This window comes from Pseudobutyrivibrio xylanivorans DSM 14809 (assembly GCF_900141825.1).
Taxonomy (GTDB): Bacteria; Bacillota; Clostridia; order Lachnospirales; family Lachnospiraceae; genus Pseudobutyrivibrio; species Pseudobutyrivibrio xylanivorans.
Genome location: NZ_FQYQ01000024.1, coordinates 1 through 19,056 on the forward strand (window position 1 = coordinate 1; position 19,056 = coordinate 19,056).

Below are 19,056 nucleotides of genomic sequence, written 5' to 3' on the forward strand. Positions count from 1 at the left end.
CGAAGGGATCGTAAGAAATTGCTTCGTTCGACTTGCATGTGTTAAGCACGCCGCCAGCGTTCATCCTGAGCCAGGATCAAACTCTCATGTTAAAAGTTTAATTCCGAATCAGTATAAAACTGACTTGTTTACTATAAAGGTTTCGTTTCATTAAGAAACTTAAATGAATTTCAAGGATACATGTTTCATTTTGAAAATGTATTAATTCAAGGTTTGTTTCACTGTTCAGTTATCAATCTTCGTTTATTTGTTTCGCTCTGTGTGACTTGCTGTCCCTCAGTGCTCGATTATAGTATCATCCCAATCGTCTCGTGTCAACGCATTTTTTCATATTTTATTAAAGTAAATCTATAGCGCGAAACTGGAGATATTGTGCGAATTGTGTTAATTATTTACACAATAATCCATTAACCTCTTATTAGTGCAAATATACCCCCTCCGTACTGGAGGGTGGTCTAACACATTAAAACAATTACTGCTATTAGGATCTGATGCAGAATCTTTACTATTCTGAGCTCTAAATATCGATGCGGCATTTGTGATATTTTTAATACTAAATGGTGAGGCCACATCATGACCTCACCATTTAGTAATTATATCTTATTAAATTCTACAACTGCCTTAAATAAATCTCCATCAATGGATAGCTTAAGTGTTCCACCCATAGCCTCTGTTAGGCTGCGGGCGATGGAAAGGCCAAGACCATTGCCATCTGTGTAGCGGGACTTGTCACCACGAACAAATCTTTCCATAAGCTCATCTGCTGTGATGTTCAGCTCTTCCTTTGAAGTATTTCTAAAAACAAATCTAAGCTTCTTATCATCCTGCTCTAAATCCACATATGCTCTGGTATTTGGCTGAGCATATTTCACAATATTACTCATAAGATTATCAAATACTCGCCATAGGTATCTGTTGTCAGCCTGAAGATAAGCATCTGCAGCAGGAATGTTTGTCACTACTGTGATTTTATTGGCTTCAAGTCTGTCAGAAAATTCTCCAACGGACTGATTCAAAAGAGTTACTGCATTTACCTTTTCTATGTTAAATTTTATGTTTCCAGTAGAAACCTTTGATGCCTCAATTAAATCCTCGATAAGCTTCTTTAATCTCTTAGACTGTCTGTCCAGCACCTCCAGATATTCTTTAGCCTTATCATTTTCAATATCTTCTTTTTCAAGAAGATCCACATAATTGATTATTGAAGTAAGTGGAGTCTTGATGTCGTGAGAAACATTTGTAATGAGCTCTGTCTTCATACGCTCACTCTTGGTTCTTTCCTCAAGTGCAACTGTGATTCCAGATTGAATATCATTCATTGCCTTTGCATGCTCTTCAAGAAAAAGTGGCATTCCCTTTAAATCTACCTGAGCTGTGGTATCGCCCTCTGCGAGAGCTAAGGCTGTGCCCTTTATTCTTGCATAGCTTCTTAAAAAGATATGTAGAAGAATTCCAAAAGCCACTTTTTCCATAAACCACAGGAATAAAACATCCTGCGCATCTGTAACCATAATTCCAAGCCATTCAAGGATTACAATGATTACAAATATAGCCCATATTCTATAAGTCCACTTTATCGTGGAGCGTATATATTTTGTCTCCTGGTGAAAAACTCCAAGCCACTTTTTTATTATGCCTAATATCTTGCATATCAGACTATTCTTCCATACATGACGAAGCTTAACATTTACCGCAATATTTGAACTCCAAAGGAATCCTATAAGCACAGCAGCAATACCAGTAGCCGCAACAATCATTCCTATTAATCCAAAGGCTGATGAACCCAGTTCGTCAACTATAGAAACACAAACTCCAAACACAATAGACTCAGCAAATATAAATAACACAATCGCTAAATCAGCTGGAATTTTTTCAATAGGGCCTTCAACAATTCCCTCTACTCCCTTCTTATGTCCTGCTGCACATAAGAACATAATCCAAGAGCCAAATGCAATAACAAAGGAAAGAATAGCTGCCAATAGAAGAATAACCTTCAAGGTTGGTGCAAGGGATGCAACTGCCTTTGCCTGTGCATAAAAATCATTTGTATATGTGTTTGCTGCAAGCTTTGTCTCATTAGGGAAGCATACCACTGTGTAGTAGGTTAAAGCAGGGTTATCTTCATATATACCAAAGAATGAAATATTATCTATTGATACCTCATGCTTTAATTGAGTGAGTTCTCCATGTATGTCTGATAAGTCAGCAACATTATCAAGACTAAGTTTTCCTGTAGCTCCATCATCAGTGTTTAAGGCTAAAACATAACCCTGAACTGAGTCAGATAAAGGCTTGTAGCCCTTGCCATCTATATAAAGTAGATTAGTATCTTCACCTGATGCGCCACTTTCAATAACAGTTTCTTCTGGCAGATAATCTGTAGTAACTTCTGTTTTTTCTGTATCTTCTGATGATTCAGTCTCCTCAGAATCTTCAACTACATAATAGCTTTCATCTTCCTGAACTTTCTCTGTTTCAGATGAACTATAATAGTTTACGTATTCTCTTCCAGCTTCTAAATCTGCTTTATTATTATCCCAAATTCTAGAATAAATATTATTAGTATTAGGTGTTCCCTCAGGATGTTCACTAGTAACATAGCTACAATAATATTCCTGTATGGGATAGAATCTTCCATTACCAAAAACATAAGCCTTCTGTCCAATCAGGTCATATCCAATTCCTTCAATGCTAACACTTGTGTACACCCTTGAATAATCAGTACCAATGTAATTAGGTGTCCAAAAATCTAAAAGCTTCTCACTTAATTCAATTTCTGTATCACCATCGATTCCATAGTAATCTTTAAATGCATTCTTAGGAACTTTTACATCATTAAAATTTCGATATATGTAGGAGCTATCAGAATTGAGATCTATATCTTCAGTCTCCTTACCAGCGATAACTCCGTAGTAACAATTCATTCCTTCAAGTCGGCCTGAAGTAAATCCATTATCTGCATTATAGAGAATCCAGGTTGCATAATCTCTTCCAGCTTCCTTATATAGTTCGTTTTTGAACTCGCTGGTATTGCTTGAAAACAATCCCCAGTTTCCTAAAATGCCACATGCAAAAACACTAAATGCAAATATAAACGTAAATACGGTACAGGTTATACCTAAAAATATCTTTCCAGCTCTGCTGTAAAATCTTTTCATATCACCCTCCTAAAATCTCATCATTTGTTACTATTCACAGCAACATTATGAATCCATCTTATACCCGTGCCCCCAGACAGCCTTTAGGTATCTAGGATTGGCACTATCATATTCTAATTTTTCTCTGAGATGTCTGATATGAACAGCCACAGTGCTTTCAGCCCCTATTACTGTTTCCTTCCAGACATTCTCATAAATGTCGCGTGGGGAGAGCACTTCGCCCTTATGTGTCATAAGAAGCTTTAGAATGTCGTATTCTAATGGAGTAAGTGATACTGGATTTCCATCTAAGGTGACTTCCTTAGATTTATCATGTAATTCAATACCACCTATTGTGATAATATCCGTATTTACGATATTCGCATTTCCGTTCTGAGAGCCAAGCATGGTATAACGTCTAAGCTGAGACTTCACCCTAGCCATAAGCTCCACCGGATTAAAAGGTTTTGTAACATAATCATCTGCTCCTACTGTCAGGCCAACCACCTTATCAGCATCCTCACTCTTTGCAGTAAGCATGATGATTGGTACATTTGACTCCTTTCGAATCTCAGCCATGGCAGCTATTCCATCCATTTCAGGCATCATCACATCAAGTAAGATAAGCTGCATAGTTTCGCCTGCTGGGCTTTTCATTATTTCAACTGCCTCTCTTCCATTTGAGGCTGATGTTACATTCATTCCCTCACTCTCAAGATAAATCCTAAGAGCGGATACGATATCCTGTTCGTCATCACAAATTAGAATATTATTCATTTTTTCTCCCATGTAACTCCTGTAATTAATTACAAGGTTATTGTATTGAATAAATTTTTAAGTTCCAAGATGGTAAATCTTTAAGAATTGATTAAGAATCTCTCACACAGGTAAATAAATGCTGGCAAGGTTAAAAGCATAATTATTGTGTTCTGCATTATTGTTGTGGCAGCATATTTTACATCTGCATCATACTTGCGTCCTATGATTACATTAAGTGAGCCTGATGGCATTGCTGTCAACAGAACCATTGTCATAGCAAGTGACTTTTCCACATGTAAAAGAACTAAAACCACAAGTGTAATAGCTGGCACCAAAATCATTCTAAAGAAGGATGTAATGTAAGCCACCTTATCTTTTAGTACTTCGTCAGGCTTAATAGTATAAAGCTCCGCACCAATAATCATCATTGAAACAGGAAGCATACATCCGCCTAACACATCTACTGTCTCTGTTAAAACCACTGGGAAACGATATGGAATCACATAAAGAATAATTGCAGCGATAGCAATCCATATGATTACATTCTTCATAATTGCATAGATGGAAATCTTTTCCTTCTCGCTCTGCAATAGCATTACGCCTATAGAAAAATACACTACATCAAAAATGCAATTATATACTGCTGCATATAAAAGACCTGAGCCAGCCACAGTTTCTCTAATAATAGACATGCCAATAAAGCCAGTATTGGCAAATGCGATAAGCAAAGAAAACATTCCGCTCTTGGTCTTATCCTTAAAGAAAGGGCAACTGCCAAAATAACATAATGAAATAACAATAGCATAGTACACTAACGTAAATACGATAGTATAACCAATTCCTATCATCTGTTTGATAGAAAAATCTGCCTGTGATGACACAAACAAATTGGCTGGAAGAAAGATATATATCAACATTTCTGATAATCCTCTCTTCACAGCCTCATCCATAATTTTAAAATGTGCAGCAAAAAATCCTGCCGCCATCAAAACAAAAATTTTTAAAGTAATTGAAACTAATACACTCATCTTACCTAACTAATTCAGTAATCTCCTCATTTTTTCCAGCGAGGAAATATCCAAGATTTGCCCCACTGATTCTTTGCAGTTTCTCGATAGACTCCTGACTGTAGAATGCACTGTGAGGTGTTATGATTACATTTTTTCGACGAAGCAGACTACATCTGTTTAAATCTGGATTCTCTTCTTCAAGAACGTCTATGCCCGCGCCTCTAATCAATCCCCTATTCAGAGCATTTACAAGAGCCTGTTCATCAACGCTGCCTCCACGCCCTACATTAATAAATATCGGTCTACGCTTCATTTTAACAAAAGCATCCTCATTAAAAAAGTGTCTGTTTTCCTCGGTAAGATTCATATGATTAGTAATAATGTCAGCTCTGGAGAAAGCCTCCTTCTTGGTTACAAACTCCACTCCAGCCACATCAAACTGGCTGGCAGCATATGGGTCCACCGCCAGGACTTTCATTCCAAGAGCCAGAGCTATAGTAGCCACACGTCTACCAATTCTTCCAAAACCAAATATTGCCAGTGTCTGGCTGTTAAGATTAGGATTTCCATCTATGGAATAATATTTCCATTCCTTCTTATCATTAATCTGTCTGTCATAGAATTTCAGATTACGATTCAGCGCGCACATCAGCGCAATGGCATGTTCTGCCACTTCTTGAGTACAATATTCCTGAATATGGCACACAGCAATATCATTTTGTCTGGCACTCTCAAGATTAATATTGGAATAGCCTACGCCACTAACTGAAATACATTTTAAACTTGGGCAGGCGGCCAGTATCTCTTCATCAGCCTCAATAAATCCAGTAACCAGCCCATCTGCATCCTGCAATACCTTGATAAAATCATCCTTATCCTTATAGGCATGAACTACCGTATCAACTGGCTCGCCAAGTGCCTCCTCAATACTTTCAATTGTGATGGTATAATCCGCTTCCAATGCGCTTTCATAATCCGCAATTACGATTTTCTTCAAACCTTAACCTCCGCAAGTATCTCTTTGATGGCAATCAGCACCACTGCCATCTCCTGCTCTGTTCCAATGGTGATTCTTAAATATTTATCCAGTTTTGCATCTGCAAAATGACGTGTGAGAATTCCCTCTTCCTTCAACTTCTCACAAAGCTCTGAAGATGAAATTGTGTCATGATAGCAGAATACAAAATTAGCTTTCGATGGAATAACATGAAATCCCAAGTTCTCCAAATCTGATTTGAACTGCTCTCGATTAGTTACAATTCGGTTAATACATTTATCCAAATAATAGGTATCCTTTACTGCTGCAATTCCTGCTGCCATAGTAACTGAATTAAGATTAAATGGATTAAATGAAAACTTAATGCTGTTCATATCCGCAATAATCTCTTTTGAAGCAATAGCAAAACCTATATGTGTTCCCGCCATATTTCTAGATTTTGAGAAAGTACGAACAACAACAAGATTTGGATACTTGGTAGCAAGAGGCAAACAAGTCTCCCCCCAGTAGTCTGCATAGGCTTCGTCCACAATAACCATTCTCTCTGGATTCTTTTTAACAAGCTTTTCGATATCATCGATTGGAATTGCTCGTCCTGTAGGATTATTAGGGTTTGCAAAAATAATATCCCCTTCCAAATCCATATAATCATTTATGTCGATTGAAAAATCATCCTTTACAGGAATCTCTTCCATATCAAGTCCGTATGTCTTAGCATATGTGCGATAGAAGCCATAAGTAATATCTGGAAAATAGATCTTCATTCCTCTTCTGAAGAAACTCATAAGTACAAAGGAAAGAACTTCATCAGCTCCATTTCCAACAAAAACTTCTTCCTCGGTTACCCCATAAACAGATGCTACTGCCTTTCTAAATTCGTGACAATGTGGATCAGCATAGTAGCTCATGTTCCAAATCTCACTTTTTGAAATAGCCTCAAATACCTTTGGTGAAGGTGGAAGAGAAGTCTCATTGGCGTTTAATTTGATATACAGCTTATCCTTTGGCTGCTCACCTGGAACATAAGGCTCCATCTCTTTATATTCATCTACTAAAAAAATGCTCATTACAATAGTGTCCCTTCATAATTATTTATATGCGTACAAGTGGAAATGTCATACAGTGTGGTCCACCGCCCGCTTTTAAGATTTCGGTAATATCCATTTCGATTACCTTCATGCCTCGCTTAACAAGCTCCTCATTAACCTTTTTATTTTGTTTCAGCGATAGCACGCAGTGATTTCCAAGAGCCTGCAAATTACATCCATGGAGGAAAATTGCCTCCTCTGGAACGGGAATAAGCTCTATTCCTCTCTCTGCAAGGAGCTTCTTGAATTCCTCTGGTAATCCATCCACATATGCCACAGCCAGATGGTCATCCACCAGATTGAAGCACATGTCCAAATGTAAATATTCCCGCTTAAGAGGAACTCCAGTAACCTCGTATCCAAGTGGCTCAAGAATTGCTTTCAACTCCGCAAGTCCAGCCTCATCTGTTCTGTCAGCCATGCCAACTGCCACCCATTTTTCATTCATAAACATGAAGTCGCCCCCCTCAAAGAGACCTTCCTTCACTTCTCCAATTTTAGGAATTCCAAGCTCCGCCATGCGCTTTTCATAATCAACATGCTCCTTATAGCGCATATCCAGCTTAAAGTTTCCAAGTATATATCCTTCCTTAACGCATCCTCCGAAATCTCTTGCAAAAACTGAGTTTGGGCGCTCATCATCCGCATCTAAAAACTCTACTTCTACACCAGCATCCTCATAGCTTTTTACAAACTCCTCATGTTCACGAAGCATCACATCCACATCCATAGTGGTATCCTTCCACTTCTTTGCTATCTCATTGATTGGAGCTGGCTTTAAATACTCTGGTCTTGAAACCAAAACCTTCTTTAATTCCCCCGTTCCATTCTTAACAAACATTTAAAAATACCTCCGTAGTTTTCATAATCAGCTCAGGTAACACTCCAAAGCTGTATGGCACCTGCAATCTCTCAGTGCTTTTGTGTGCGTCCTTTCCATAGACTCCAAAATTGACTGCCTTAATGTTTAACTTTTTAATCAGCTCCAATGGAAGTGGATATAGCTGCTGCATCTGTGGAAAATTTTGTTTAAGTGTAGCAATTGATTCCATGGAATCATCCAAGGATAAATAACTGCTGTCCGACAGGCTAGGGAAGAATCCGTCCATTCTATATTCAATGTTATTTTCTTCCTCCACTACCTTGAGAATCTTTTCCAACTTCTCTAAAGCCTCATCATTTTTCTCTAAGGTATTATGTGGACAATAAGGTGTTGCATAGTAAAGCACTACAACTGGATGATAAATATTTGCCATTGCAAGCAAAATTCGTATATACGATACAGGAATCTCCCTTTTATCCACTCCAGCCTCCTGTAGCTTTACAGTCTCCTCAGCAAGAATTTTATCTATGGATTCATCCTGATTCTTTACCAGCTGATATAAATCTTCATATGACATAACAGACCAGCTGTTTTTTATCTGCTGAAAATCTTTTCCCGACTTTTCACAATAGCCTTTGTACTTAATATTCAAATCTGCCGATGCTCGTCTAACAGCCTTATCCCCTGCAGACACAAGCTTTTTAGTAATGTCTCTGACATCTGCATTCAGCACAAAATAATTAAAATATACCAAAGCTTCCTTGGCTGTCTGCACGTTATACCAGCCCTTCAAATCCTTACTTTTCAAAAGTGTAGGAGGCAGAGCATATTCCCCCTCGTAGGAATCCGAATACTCAGGATTCAAATTTAATTCCTTTATTAACTCTGCCATCACTGTAGTAGGATCATAGCCCTCGAAGCACTGTCCCACATGAGTCTCTCGACCCTGAATATAAAAACAGGGAAGAAGCTTTCCGCCAACACCTGTATAAATATAATGATGCTTATCTCCAGGATACATAGGACAGGTGTAGTCATTATTTATGGCAAGTACATAATCTAAGTCATATTCTTTCTTTAGCTTTTCAATTACTTCTATTCCCTCAATAATTCCAGTATGAAGATTTTCTTCAACAGGATTCAAAGACAAAAGAATATTTCCCGATAAATCACTGACGTGCTCTGAAAGCTCCTTAAGCAGTACCATAAATACTGCATCTCCGCTCTTCATATCACAGGCACCGCGACCAAAAAGATACTCACCAGACTCTAAATCCTTTTTTACTTCCTCTGGCAATTCAATTTCCTTTAACTGTTCTGCCAAGCCATCACAATCAAAGGCATAGCCGGCAAGAGCCCCATAATCTTCCACTCCCACCGTATCGGTGTGGCCATGGAAAATTATGGTTTTACTATTTTTATCCTTCTCCCCAAGTAAAAGTGCAAACACATTTCTTCGTTCTAACTGATCATTCTTTAATGTCTGCACTATAACCTGATTTGGATGTTCCTTGAAATAAGGAATTGACCTTAAATAATCTTCAATGAACACCCCTATATCTTTTTCTCCCTTTGTTGTATTTACACTGCTTACAGCCACCATATCTTTTGTCAGCTGCAACATTTCTTCATTTATTTTCAACATTTTCCCAAAATAAAAAGGCACTACATCTCTTACAATGTAAAGCGCCTTTGCTTTCTCCTATATTACTTTGTCTAAAAATGTTTTAAGTCTTTCTGACTGTGGATGCTCGAAAATCTGCTCCGGTGTTCCCTGCTCAATTAGCTGGCCTGCATCCATGAAGACTACCTTGTCTGCTACTTCCCTTGCAAAGCCCATCTCATGGGTAACAACCACCATACTCATTCCCTGGGATGCCAGTTCTTTCATTACATCTAAAACTTCTCCAACCATCTCTGGATCCAAAGCTGATGTCGGTTCATCAAACAACATAATCTTAGGATTCATGCAAAGTGCTCTTACAATTGCAATACGCTGTTTTTGACCACCTGAAAGTTGACTAGGATAAGCCGCCGCCCTATCCGCCAAACCAACTTTCTCTAAAAGCTCCATTGCATATTCTGTAGCTTCATCCTTAGACTTACCTAAAAGTCTAGTTGGTGCTATAGTAAGATTTTTTAATATGTTCATGTTAGGGAACAGATTGAAATGCTGAAATACCATTCCCATTTTTTGACGATGCTTGTTGATATCTGTCTTAGGATCTGTAATTAAAACATCATCTACAAATATATTTCCCTCTGTTGGAATCTCCAACAGGTTTAGAGAACGAAGTAATGTTGACTTTCCAGAACCAGATGGCCCTATAATTACAACCACCTCCCCCTCATCTACATTTATGGAAATATTATCCAGAGCCTTGATTGTTCCCCCTTTATAATATTTCTTCAGGTTTTCCACTCGAATTATTTTGTTATCTTTCATTAGCTCGTAACCTCCTTTCCAATTTTCCAACGAGATATGTTAATACAAGTACTAAAAGAAGGTAGATAGCTGCCACACCAAACAGTGGAAGAAATGCTGAAAATGTACGTCCTCGAATTAAATCTCCTGCCTTTGTTAAATCAGTAATTCCGATATAACCTGCAATTGATGTCTCCTTAATCAATACAATGAACTCGTTGCAAAGAGCAGGCAAAACATTCTTTACCATCTGCGGAATAATTATATGAAACATCGTCTGAAGGTAATTAAATCCTAATGAACGTCCTGCTTCAAACTGCCCCTCTGGCACAGCCATAATTCCTGCACGGATGATTTCTGCCACATAGGCACCTGAGTTAATTCCAAAAGCAAATACTGCTATCTGAACATCGTTATTTGATGTGGCAAATACAATAAAGTAAGCAATCAACAGCTGCACCACTGTAGGTGTTCCTCGAATTACTGTCAGGTAGATTTTGCAGATTACATTACAAACACTTAATATGTAGTATCCTAGATTTTTCCTTTTCTTCAGACTTTCAATGTTCTTATCGTATGTTGAACGAATTGAAGCCACCACTGTTCCAAGAGCAATACCGATTAGCACCGCGAACAATGTAATTTCAAGTGTTACAAACAATCCTTCAATGATTAGCTTATAGCGTTCGTTCTCAAGAAAAACAAATTTGAAATCTGAAATAAATTTACTGTGCCACATCATCCTTAGTCCTCAGCAGAAATATATTTGCTTACAATTGAATCAATTGTTCCATCAGCCTTAAGCTTAGCTAATGCATCATTAATCTTTTCAAGAAGCTCTTCATCATTCTTTGAAACACAGATTGCATATTCTTCTTCGGCGTATGCTGAATCAAGTAATTCAAGTCCATCATTTGCCTTTACATATGCTTTTGCTGGCTCGTTATCAATGATTACACAATCGACCTTTCCTGAAGCCAATGCCTGAACTGCATCAGGACCTGTTTTATAACGAACAATGGCATCATCACCGTAATCTTCTGTAGCGTAGATATCACCAGTTGTGTCCTGCTGAACACCAATCTTTTTCTCTGATGAAATATCGTCAATGGACTTAATATCTGAACCACTTGGAACGATAACTGACTGAACAGCCACAGCATATGTATCTGAGAAATTTACACTCTTTTTTCTCTCATCTGTAACTGTCATACCAGCCATTCCCATGCTGTATTTACCACTCTCTACACCCGCGATAATAGAACCAAACTCCACATCCTCAATAACAAGTTCAAAGTTCAATTCTTCTGCAATCTTTTCAGCTATCTCAACGTCAATTCCTTCGTACTCTCCATTTTCAACGAATTCATATGGAGGGAATGTAGCATTTGTTGCCATTATCAACTCACCTTCATAGTCTCCAGCCTTTGTCACACTAGCTGCAGACCCACAGCCTGTCATCACTGCCATAGCAACTACCAGTGTCATTATCAATGCTACTAATTTTTTTCGTTCCATCATACCATTACCTTCCTTTTCGTTTATTAACGTAAATGCGTTTTTGAATACAAAAAAAGGGCATATGTCATTTGACATATGCCCCTTTGCACATCGACGTTTTATTTATGTGCAAAATTATATCTATCCTTTATTTTGTTTGTCAACAAGAATGTTTATAACACTTTTGTGTATATTTATACTGCGTTAGAAATAGATTTTATTGTTAATTCTTAAAGCAAATTATCCTTTCTTTTTTCATATCATTACACAGCATAAATCCCATATTACTTACATCGTATATACGAATTATCTCCTTGAGACTATCATACTTTGAATCAAACTCCTCAAGTATATTTTTACAATCCTTCAAAAGCTCCATGTTGAAAATCTTAGTCTTATCATTTTCAAAAATAGCATTATAAAGAATTCCTGATTCCACCAAATCCTGAAAGAAATGGCTGCCATAAGAAAGCTCCGGATTGTATCCTGCTTCAGAATTTGCAATCTCACAAATGGCCTCGAATTCGCTGATATCTGCAAATGATGTTGGCACGCCAAGCTCTGGTGAAGTGGTACCAATGCGCCCCGGCACCATAAGAAGCAGCTTCTTGCCAGAATCCCTCATCTTCCAGTTTATAGTTCCAATGGCATTTGCGATGGTATATTTGTCCTTGTAGTCCATGTTGTAATAATTTACAGGATCCACATAGACAATCATATCAAGCTTCTCAGAACGAGACAGTCCCATTGCCGACTTCTCACATTCGAACAGTACCTTTTCAGCTCCAATCTCATCAGGCATTTCAAAGTCTCCCGAGTCCTCAAAAACCTGCAGAGGCCGGCACTGAAGTATGTTGATTACATAATCCCCATCCTCAGAAAAATTAATGGTAAACTCTGTATCCACAGGATAGTCATATTCCTTCTGAATTGTCCCCAATATGTCCTTCATCTGAGCCATAATCTCCTGTTTTTCCACAATGCCCTGACAGGATATAAACTGGATATCACGGTTGTGTCCCTGTTCCCTGAATAATCGCTCCACATCAAAGTCATGCTCCAACAATAGTCGCTGAAGATAATACGGCATAAACGGCTTAATCACATCCAGCTCCACCTGCTGCAATTTTCCTTCACTTCTGTTTATCAGTTCCAGCTTCTTCTGTGAATATTTATGCTTCTCCCCACAGTCTCTTGCAGTAGTAGCCTTTGGATTATCCAAACTTACAAGTCTTGGATAGGAGCCTTCCGTTCTATCTACTGCCGATGTTCCAAGTCCCATAACAAGGCGTAGCATTCCAGCCTCAGGGTCTAGGCTTTCCATAAATCTGTATGGACTGTAGGAATAGCCAACACCTGCCGCACAAGGCATATAATATTCACCATAATAGGAGCCTGATACTCTCTGAATCAAAAGTGCCATCTGCTCATCACGGGCCTGAAGACCACGTCTATTTCTGTAATCCAATGCAGACTTACTCATGGTGCTGGCATATACTGTTCTGATAGCATCCTCTAGCTCATTTAATCTCTGATCCATATCACCGGCATTTGGGCAGAAAACTGATTCGTATTTTCCAGCAAATGCATTTCCAAAGCCATCCTCCAGAATAGAGCTGGACCTTACGATAATTGGGTCCTGACCATAATATTCCAATAACTTTACCAGCTCCTCTTCCATATCACGGGAAAATTTTCCATCTAACAATCGCTGAGCAAATTCATCAGCCAGACTGAAGTATTCTTCTGGCTTTCTCTGACGCACCCTAATATCCCAAAAATGATTTTCCACAATGAATGTATAGAACACATCAGAGCCTACATAGAAGGAATCATGAGGCTCGAACTTTTCCAAAATATCAGGTCTGTTATTCTCTATTATCTTTCTTGCCAAAAGCATTCCGCATGCCTTACCGCCAATCATGCCAGTACCTATCATTCTGCTTTTCACATGAAGATAGTCCTCTGGCTTGAAGTTCTCCTTTATCATGACACGCATTCGCTCATCTCTTGTCATCATGATATTGCACATCCTGCTGCACTGTTCGGTCACATCAATGCCATTTTCATTCATGGTTGCAGTCATGTCGAAAAATCTATCCCAGCTGTCTTTGTTATCCCTGTCGGCACTGTTTGCTTCTTTTTCCAAAAGCTGATAAAAATGGCTGGCTCTCACACCGTCAAGCATCGGTGCAAACGTCCCTGCCTCTGGCTCATAAACGTGTGGTAAAAACATTGTTTCAGAATAACGGTTCCACACCTTATCCGGTCTTACAAATACATTATTCTTGTCAGAATATACATCTAAAAACAACTGGGTTGTATCACGAATTTTTGCAATAGCTTTAAAAGAATGTTTTCCTCGAATCAGAGGGAAGAATGCAACTGTATCCAGTTGAAAAAGATATGGACAGGTCACCTGGAAGAAATTTCCCATCATAAGGTCTGTGGCCCAGGCAGTCTGTAGCTCAGAAAGGCAGTCGAAAACATAGAAGGCGTCAACGCCCTCCTTCTCAATTATTTCATGGATGTCCACTGTGAAGGTTTCAAATCTGTGGGACAGCTCCACATTTACAATCTTCAAGCCTTCCTGTGGCTCAAACAGGGGCTCATGGCTGGCAAACCTGATATAAATCAGGTTTTTTCCATCCTCTATTGCCTGCTGCACGTATGGCCCTGCAAACAGTTTAAAATCTTTCAGACTATCCACTCGCCAAACCACATTATCCCCCAGTCGAATGTTATCAAACTGCTCATCCATCTGTGGAATTCCAGAACACACTCTATCAAACGCTGCCATAAAAACCTCCCCTAATCCAAGTCCGTATAATAAAAAAGGGCGCATGCTACCTGTAGCAAACGCCTTTGTCTTTATTTAACTTTACATCTATTTGGGCTGATATTCAACCCTCGTTGTAGTCCGGTCCTGAAATTCCGTATCTATTCCATAAACATTATTCAACTGTAACAACTTTTGCCAAATTTCTTGGCTTATCCACATCAAGCCCCTTATCAGCAGAAACAAAATAGCAGTAAATCTGCAGGGCTACGATTTCTGGGAACGCCATATACTCATCTTCCAGATCTGGCAATCCGATAACATGATATTCCTCAGAAAACTCTCCTTTTAGTTCGTTCTTTGCAAGCAGTACGACATTTGCACCACGAGCCCTTATCTCCTTAACATTTGAAAGAGATTTAGGTATCAAATGAGTCTGTGTAACTGCTGCAATAACTGGAGTTCCCTCTGAAATAAGTGCAATTGGTCCGTGCTTAAGTTCACCGGATGCATAGGCTTCCGAGTGAATATATGAAATCTCCTTAAGCTTAAGAGCACCTTCCATGAGAACATAATAATCAAGTCCCCTGCCTATCATAAACAAGTCTGATGCAGTAATTACTTCCTTTGCAAGCCTGTGAATAAAGTCCTTCTGTCCAAGGACTGTCTGAATTGCCTCTGGCACTTTTCGTAAGTTATCAATAGCTGAAGCAACATCTTCCTCACTCATCTTACCTCTGACAGTAGCAGTTTTTAATGCAACCAAATAGAAGATAAGAAGCTGAGTTGTATATGCCTTTGTACTGGCAACAGCAATCTCTGGACCTGCATCTGTATAGAGTGTATAATCTGCCACTCTTGAAATGGAAGAACCACGAACATTAAGAATAGCAAGGCAAAGTGCTCCGTTTTCCTTAGCCTTGTTCATGGCTTCAAGGGTGTCTATTGTCTCACCTGACTGTGAAACAGCGATAAACAAAGTATCACTGTCAAGAACAGTGTCTGAATAGATAAATTCTGATGCCATCTCGATTTCCACAGGGATACCACACCATTTCTTAAAGAGCTGTGCCCCCATCATGCCAGCATGCAAAGCTGTTCCACAGGCCACTATACAAATTCTGTTGAAGGACTGTAGAGCTTTATCCAGCTCACCATTAAATCCTAACTCTATTTCATTATTGAGTAAGTAATTGGAAAGAATTCTGCGAATGCATGAAGGCTGTTCGAAAATTTCTTTTGCCATGTAATAAGGGAATCCCATTTTATCAACAGCAGAAACCTCCCAATCGACCTTAGTCAACTGTACTTCCACTGGATTCTCATCAAAATCTTCGACAGTATATCCTGAAGGTGTCATTGTGAGAAATAAGTCTTCTCCTAAGACATAGTACTCCTTTGCATAGGCATAAAGAGCCGCCGGATCAGATGCAAGAATTGTCTGCTCGTCGGTCTTTGCTACAACAATAGGGCTGACATTTCTGACTGCAAAAATGGTATCAGGAATATCATCAAACATAATTACAAATGCAAAGGTACCCTTTAGCTTTTTGATAGTACGTTTGATTGCTTCCTTTGGATTGCCTTTATAAAATTTATCAATCAGAGCAGCGACCACCTCAGTATCTGTCTCAGAAACAAGCTTATCTTCCAGTTCGAACTCCTCTTTTAAAAGGGCATAGTTTTCGATAATACCGTTGTGAACAAGAGTAACTTTTCCTGATTTATGAGGATGGGCATTTTTATCGCTGACACCACCGTGTGTCGCCCATCTGGTATGACCAATGCCGCAGCTAAAATCAGCGTTTGATGGAGCAATCTCTCTCAAATCACTGACTCTGCCCTGGCATTTATAAATCACAGACTGACACTCGCTATTTCGTCGCACCGCAAGTCCAGCACTGTCGTACCCTCTGTACTCTAATAACTCTAACCCGTTTAAAATATTCGCTAAAGCATCATTTCCAATGAATCCAATAATTCCACACATAATTTATTCCTCATCCTTTCTATGAATGACAGCTACACTGTTAAATTTATTGTTAATACCTATCGCACTGTTTTTGTTTTGCAGTTACCTGCATATTTGCCAATGCGTACGCGCTAGGCTGCACGGGAGGGCACCCGCCGAATTTTCGAAAATCCCTCCTCCTCGTTAACCAGTATTAACTGGTGCATGGCGCTAAAACGAGGAATAAATACGTGATTTCAAGACCTATTAAATTTTCAATCTACAACAAAAATGATTCTAGTATACCTTATAACCCCTGTCAATTAAAAAGCACACCCTCAGGTGTGCCATCTCTGTCAGAATCCTAAAATATTTACCAGCACGCCTATTGCAATACCTATTACAGTATCCAAAAATCTGTTGCAGGCAAATAAATATGGATTGGAATCCCCAATGTGATTTACAACAATACTTAAGAAAACCACACAGGAGAAATACGACGCCTGCTTTTTCTTAATTATTACTGATGTGTAAATAACAAACACAATCATCAATGAGATTAAGACTGAACCTGCAAAATCATAGCTTCCAATTTGGGGCAGAAACAACTGCTTAATAACTATATAAAGGAACCCATAGAAGGTTCCTATAAATGTTCCAATCATTCTCTGCTTGGCATTTTTTATTGTGCTTTCCCTAGTTGCCTGCATGCACCAGAGAGCAGAAAGCTGTGAGTAAAACACAATTCCTGCTCCATTTCTATAATAATCCACTACAAAACATAATAAAACTGCAATGGCAGATTTAATTATTCTCATCCCGATTCTCGGAAATTCTACATGTAATTCTTTAAGTCTCTTCAATACTTCTAGTCCACCAATCCATTTTGAAATCTTGATAAATGTTCGAATGGTAAAATCTGTCGGCCTCTGAAAAGGCCACAGCCATCATTTATCAAACTGTTATTCACTGCAGTAAACATATTTACATCTAGTTCCGATAAATCTATATTTTCAAGAGAGACAACTCTGTCATATGCTTCATCAAAATATTTACATTCACCTTTTGGAATCTCTATTCTTCTGTTTTTTTGCTGCTCCTGTGACTCCACATATCTCAGGTGATTTGATACACCAATTTCTGCACTATCATCCATTGATTTTGTTCTTAGCTGAACCTCCACATGACACCTTGCCATATCATCAAACAGTGTCAGATGCAAAGATCTATAGCCTGCACTGGTAGGCTTATAAACATAGTCTCTATAAGTGGTCCACAAGCTCATATCCAACAACTCTGAACATTCCCGTCCAGTGGTATTTGCCTTAACAATTGTAAAGCCCTGATCCTCCAAAAATGATGGCAATTTATTTGCAATTTCATATAAGAGTTTTATTTCTTCCTCTTCTCTGTCCTGCCCTTCCTGAAGATGACACTTAGGTAGAGAAATAACTATGCGGTATGCAAGCAAGTCCCTAAAACAGCTTAGCTTTTCCTTTATTTCCTGAAGTGCTGGAAAGTGATGATACATCTGATAATAATCATAAATGAAATCTACAATGTATCTATTAAACTTCTCCTCTGCCCTGATGATAGATTTAATTCGCCCCTTAAAGGTGAATGCCAGATATGGATACTCCACCACCATATATTTATAGAACTCTCTAATTCTCTGGGACTGAGAAGTTAAAAACTCATTATGCTCCAGCAGCTCATATATAGTTTCAAGAAAAGAGCAATGAACTAAATCGATTTGATTATGTGTTGCTAATGCATTTTCCTCCAGGTCGTCTATGTATTTCTGAAGTATCCTAAAAATTGTTTCTCCGTCATATAAATAGTCATTAAGTTTAATCATGCTGCCTTCTCCGTACATTATTTACATTTATTTATAAAAGCACTTACCAGCTTCATGCTGTCCTCATTACTCTCATAAGAAAACTCTGGGTGCCATTGAACAGCTATAGCGAATGTTTGATTTTTCACTCCTATTGCCTCAACAAGTCCATCCTCTGATACTGCCATCTTTTCCACCTCAGGTGATAATTCTTTTATGGCCTGATGATGATAACTGTTCACTTCATGAATACCCTCGCCCAATATTTCTGCCAGCTTTGTCCCTTTTAATATTTCAACCTTATGGGCCGCCCTGTCATATGGAGGTTCCATGTGATGCTCCACTTTACACTGATATTCTGTAGGAAGATCTTGATAAAGTGTTCCTCCTAAATACGCATTTACGAATTGAATACCTCTGCATATTCCAAGTAATGGTTTGTCATCTTCAATACATTTTTTCAAAAGAAAACATTCCATGGAATCCCTTTCAAAACAATCCATGCCGCAAGTACTCTTCTTTTTCTCACCATACAGTGTGGGAGATACATCATGTCCTCCAGTAAAAAGAATACCAGCACAAAGGTTATATGCCTGTTCAAGCTCTTCTTTATCTGTGGTAAGGGGAAGCATTATAGGAAGTCCCCCGCATTTTTCCACAACCTTCATATATCCTGGAAGCATCCAATAGCTCTCTTTTTCGTCATCATATAATGGTATTAATCCAATAACCGGTTTCAAAATTCACCTC

Annotated in this window: 15 protein-coding genes and 1 rRNA gene; all 16 read right to left on the reverse strand. The window is 38.6% G+C overall.

Annotation, left to right across the window (positions count from 1 at the left end):
- Window positions 1-92: ribosomal RNA gene (locus BUA88_RS13065) — 16S ribosomal RNA — on the reverse strand; the annotation flags it as partial.
- Window positions 93-593: 501 nt separating this feature from the next.
- The gene (locus BUA88_RS13070) at window positions 594-3,158 is read right to left on the reverse strand and encodes a sensor histidine kinase (RefSeq protein WP_072918801.1); all 2,565 of its coding nucleotides are present in this window, start codon (window positions 3,156-3,158) and stop codon (window positions 594-596) included.
- 45 nt (window positions 3,159-3,203) lie between these two features.
- Complete coding sequence (locus BUA88_RS13075) at window positions 3,204-3,914, reverse strand: response regulator transcription factor (RefSeq protein WP_083572529.1); 711 nt, start codon at window positions 3,912-3,914, stop codon at window positions 3,204-3,206.
- 80 nt (window positions 3,915-3,994) lie between these two features.
- Window positions 3,995-4,924: an AEC family transporter gene (locus tag BUA88_RS13080; RefSeq protein WP_072918805.1), complete on the reverse strand. Its 930-nt coding sequence runs from the start codon at window positions 4,922-4,924 to the stop codon at window positions 3,995-3,997.
- 1 nt (window position 4,925) lies between these two features.
- A complete protein-coding gene (locus BUA88_RS13085) occupies window positions 4,926-5,903 on the reverse strand; it encodes an NAD(P)-dependent oxidoreductase (protein WP_072918806.1) in 978 nt (325 codons plus the stop codon).
- Window positions 5,900-6,970, reverse strand: coding sequence for a histidinol-phosphate transaminase (gene hisC / locus BUA88_RS13090; protein ID WP_072918808.1), 1,071 nt, complete (start codon window positions 6,968-6,970; stop codon window positions 5,900-5,902). The genes BUA88_RS13085 and hisC overlap by 4 nt, the downstream gene beginning before the upstream one ends.
- 25 nt (window positions 6,971-6,995) lie before the next feature.
- Window positions 6,996-7,832: a dimethylarginine dimethylaminohydrolase family protein gene (locus BUA88_RS13095; protein ID WP_072918809.1), complete on the reverse strand. Its 837-nt coding sequence runs from the start codon at window positions 7,830-7,832 to the stop codon at window positions 6,996-6,998.
- The gene (locus BUA88_RS13100) at window positions 7,822-9,459 is read right to left on the reverse strand and encodes a M20/M25/M40 family metallo-hydrolase (RefSeq protein WP_072918810.1); all 1,638 of its coding nucleotides are present in this window, start codon (window positions 9,457-9,459) and stop codon (window positions 7,822-7,824) included. Before BUA88_RS13100 ends, BUA88_RS13095 begins: the two co-directional genes overlap by 11 nt.
- Window positions 9,460-9,516: 57 nt before the next feature.
- Complete coding sequence (locus BUA88_RS13105) at window positions 9,517-10,260, reverse strand: amino acid ABC transporter ATP-binding protein (protein WP_072918812.1); 744 nt, start codon at window positions 10,258-10,260, stop codon at window positions 9,517-9,519.
- Window positions 10,250-10,978 (reverse strand): amino acid ABC transporter permease, encoded by a 729-nt coding sequence (locus BUA88_RS13110; RefSeq protein WP_072918857.1) that lies wholly within the window; start codon window positions 10,976-10,978, stop codon window positions 10,250-10,252. The genes BUA88_RS13105 and BUA88_RS13110 overlap by 11 nt, the downstream gene beginning before the upstream one ends.
- 5 nt (window positions 10,979-10,983) lie before the next feature.
- Window positions 10,984-11,757 carry a basic amino acid ABC transporter substrate-binding protein gene (locus BUA88_RS13115; RefSeq protein WP_072918859.1) on the reverse strand — a complete coding sequence of 258 codons (774 nt, stop codon included), beginning with the start codon at window positions 11,755-11,757 and terminating at the stop codon, window positions 10,984-10,986.
- 205 nt (window positions 11,758-11,962) lie between these two features.
- The gene (locus tag BUA88_RS13120) at window positions 11,963-14,539 is read right to left on the reverse strand and encodes a PEP/pyruvate-binding domain-containing protein (RefSeq protein ID WP_072918813.1); all 2,577 of its coding nucleotides are present in this window, start codon (window positions 14,537-14,539) and stop codon (window positions 11,963-11,965) included.
- Between the two features lie 154 nt (window positions 14,540-14,693).
- A complete protein-coding gene (gene glmS / locus BUA88_RS13125; RefSeq protein ID WP_072918814.1) occupies window positions 14,694-16,508 on the reverse strand; it encodes a glutamine--fructose-6-phosphate transaminase (isomerizing) in 1,815 nt (604 codons plus the stop codon).
- Window positions 16,509-16,825: 317 nt separating this feature from the next.
- The gene (locus tag BUA88_RS13130) at window positions 16,826-17,287 is read right to left on the reverse strand and encodes an FUSC family protein (protein ID WP_083572528.1); all 462 of its coding nucleotides are present in this window, start codon (window positions 17,285-17,287) and stop codon (window positions 16,826-16,828) included.
- Window positions 17,288-17,337: 50 nt separating this feature from the next.
- Entirely contained in the window at window positions 17,338-18,327 is a 990-nt protein-coding gene (locus BUA88_RS13135; RefSeq protein ID WP_072918817.1) for a nucleotidyltransferase family protein, read from the reverse strand.
- A 17-nt stretch (window positions 18,328-18,344) separates the two neighbouring features.
- Window positions 18,345-19,046: a gamma-glutamyl-gamma-aminobutyrate hydrolase family protein gene (locus BUA88_RS13140; protein WP_028248162.1), complete on the reverse strand. Its 702-nt coding sequence runs from the start codon at window positions 19,044-19,046 to the stop codon at window positions 18,345-18,347.
- Between the last annotated feature and the right edge of the window lie 10 nt (window positions 19,047-19,056).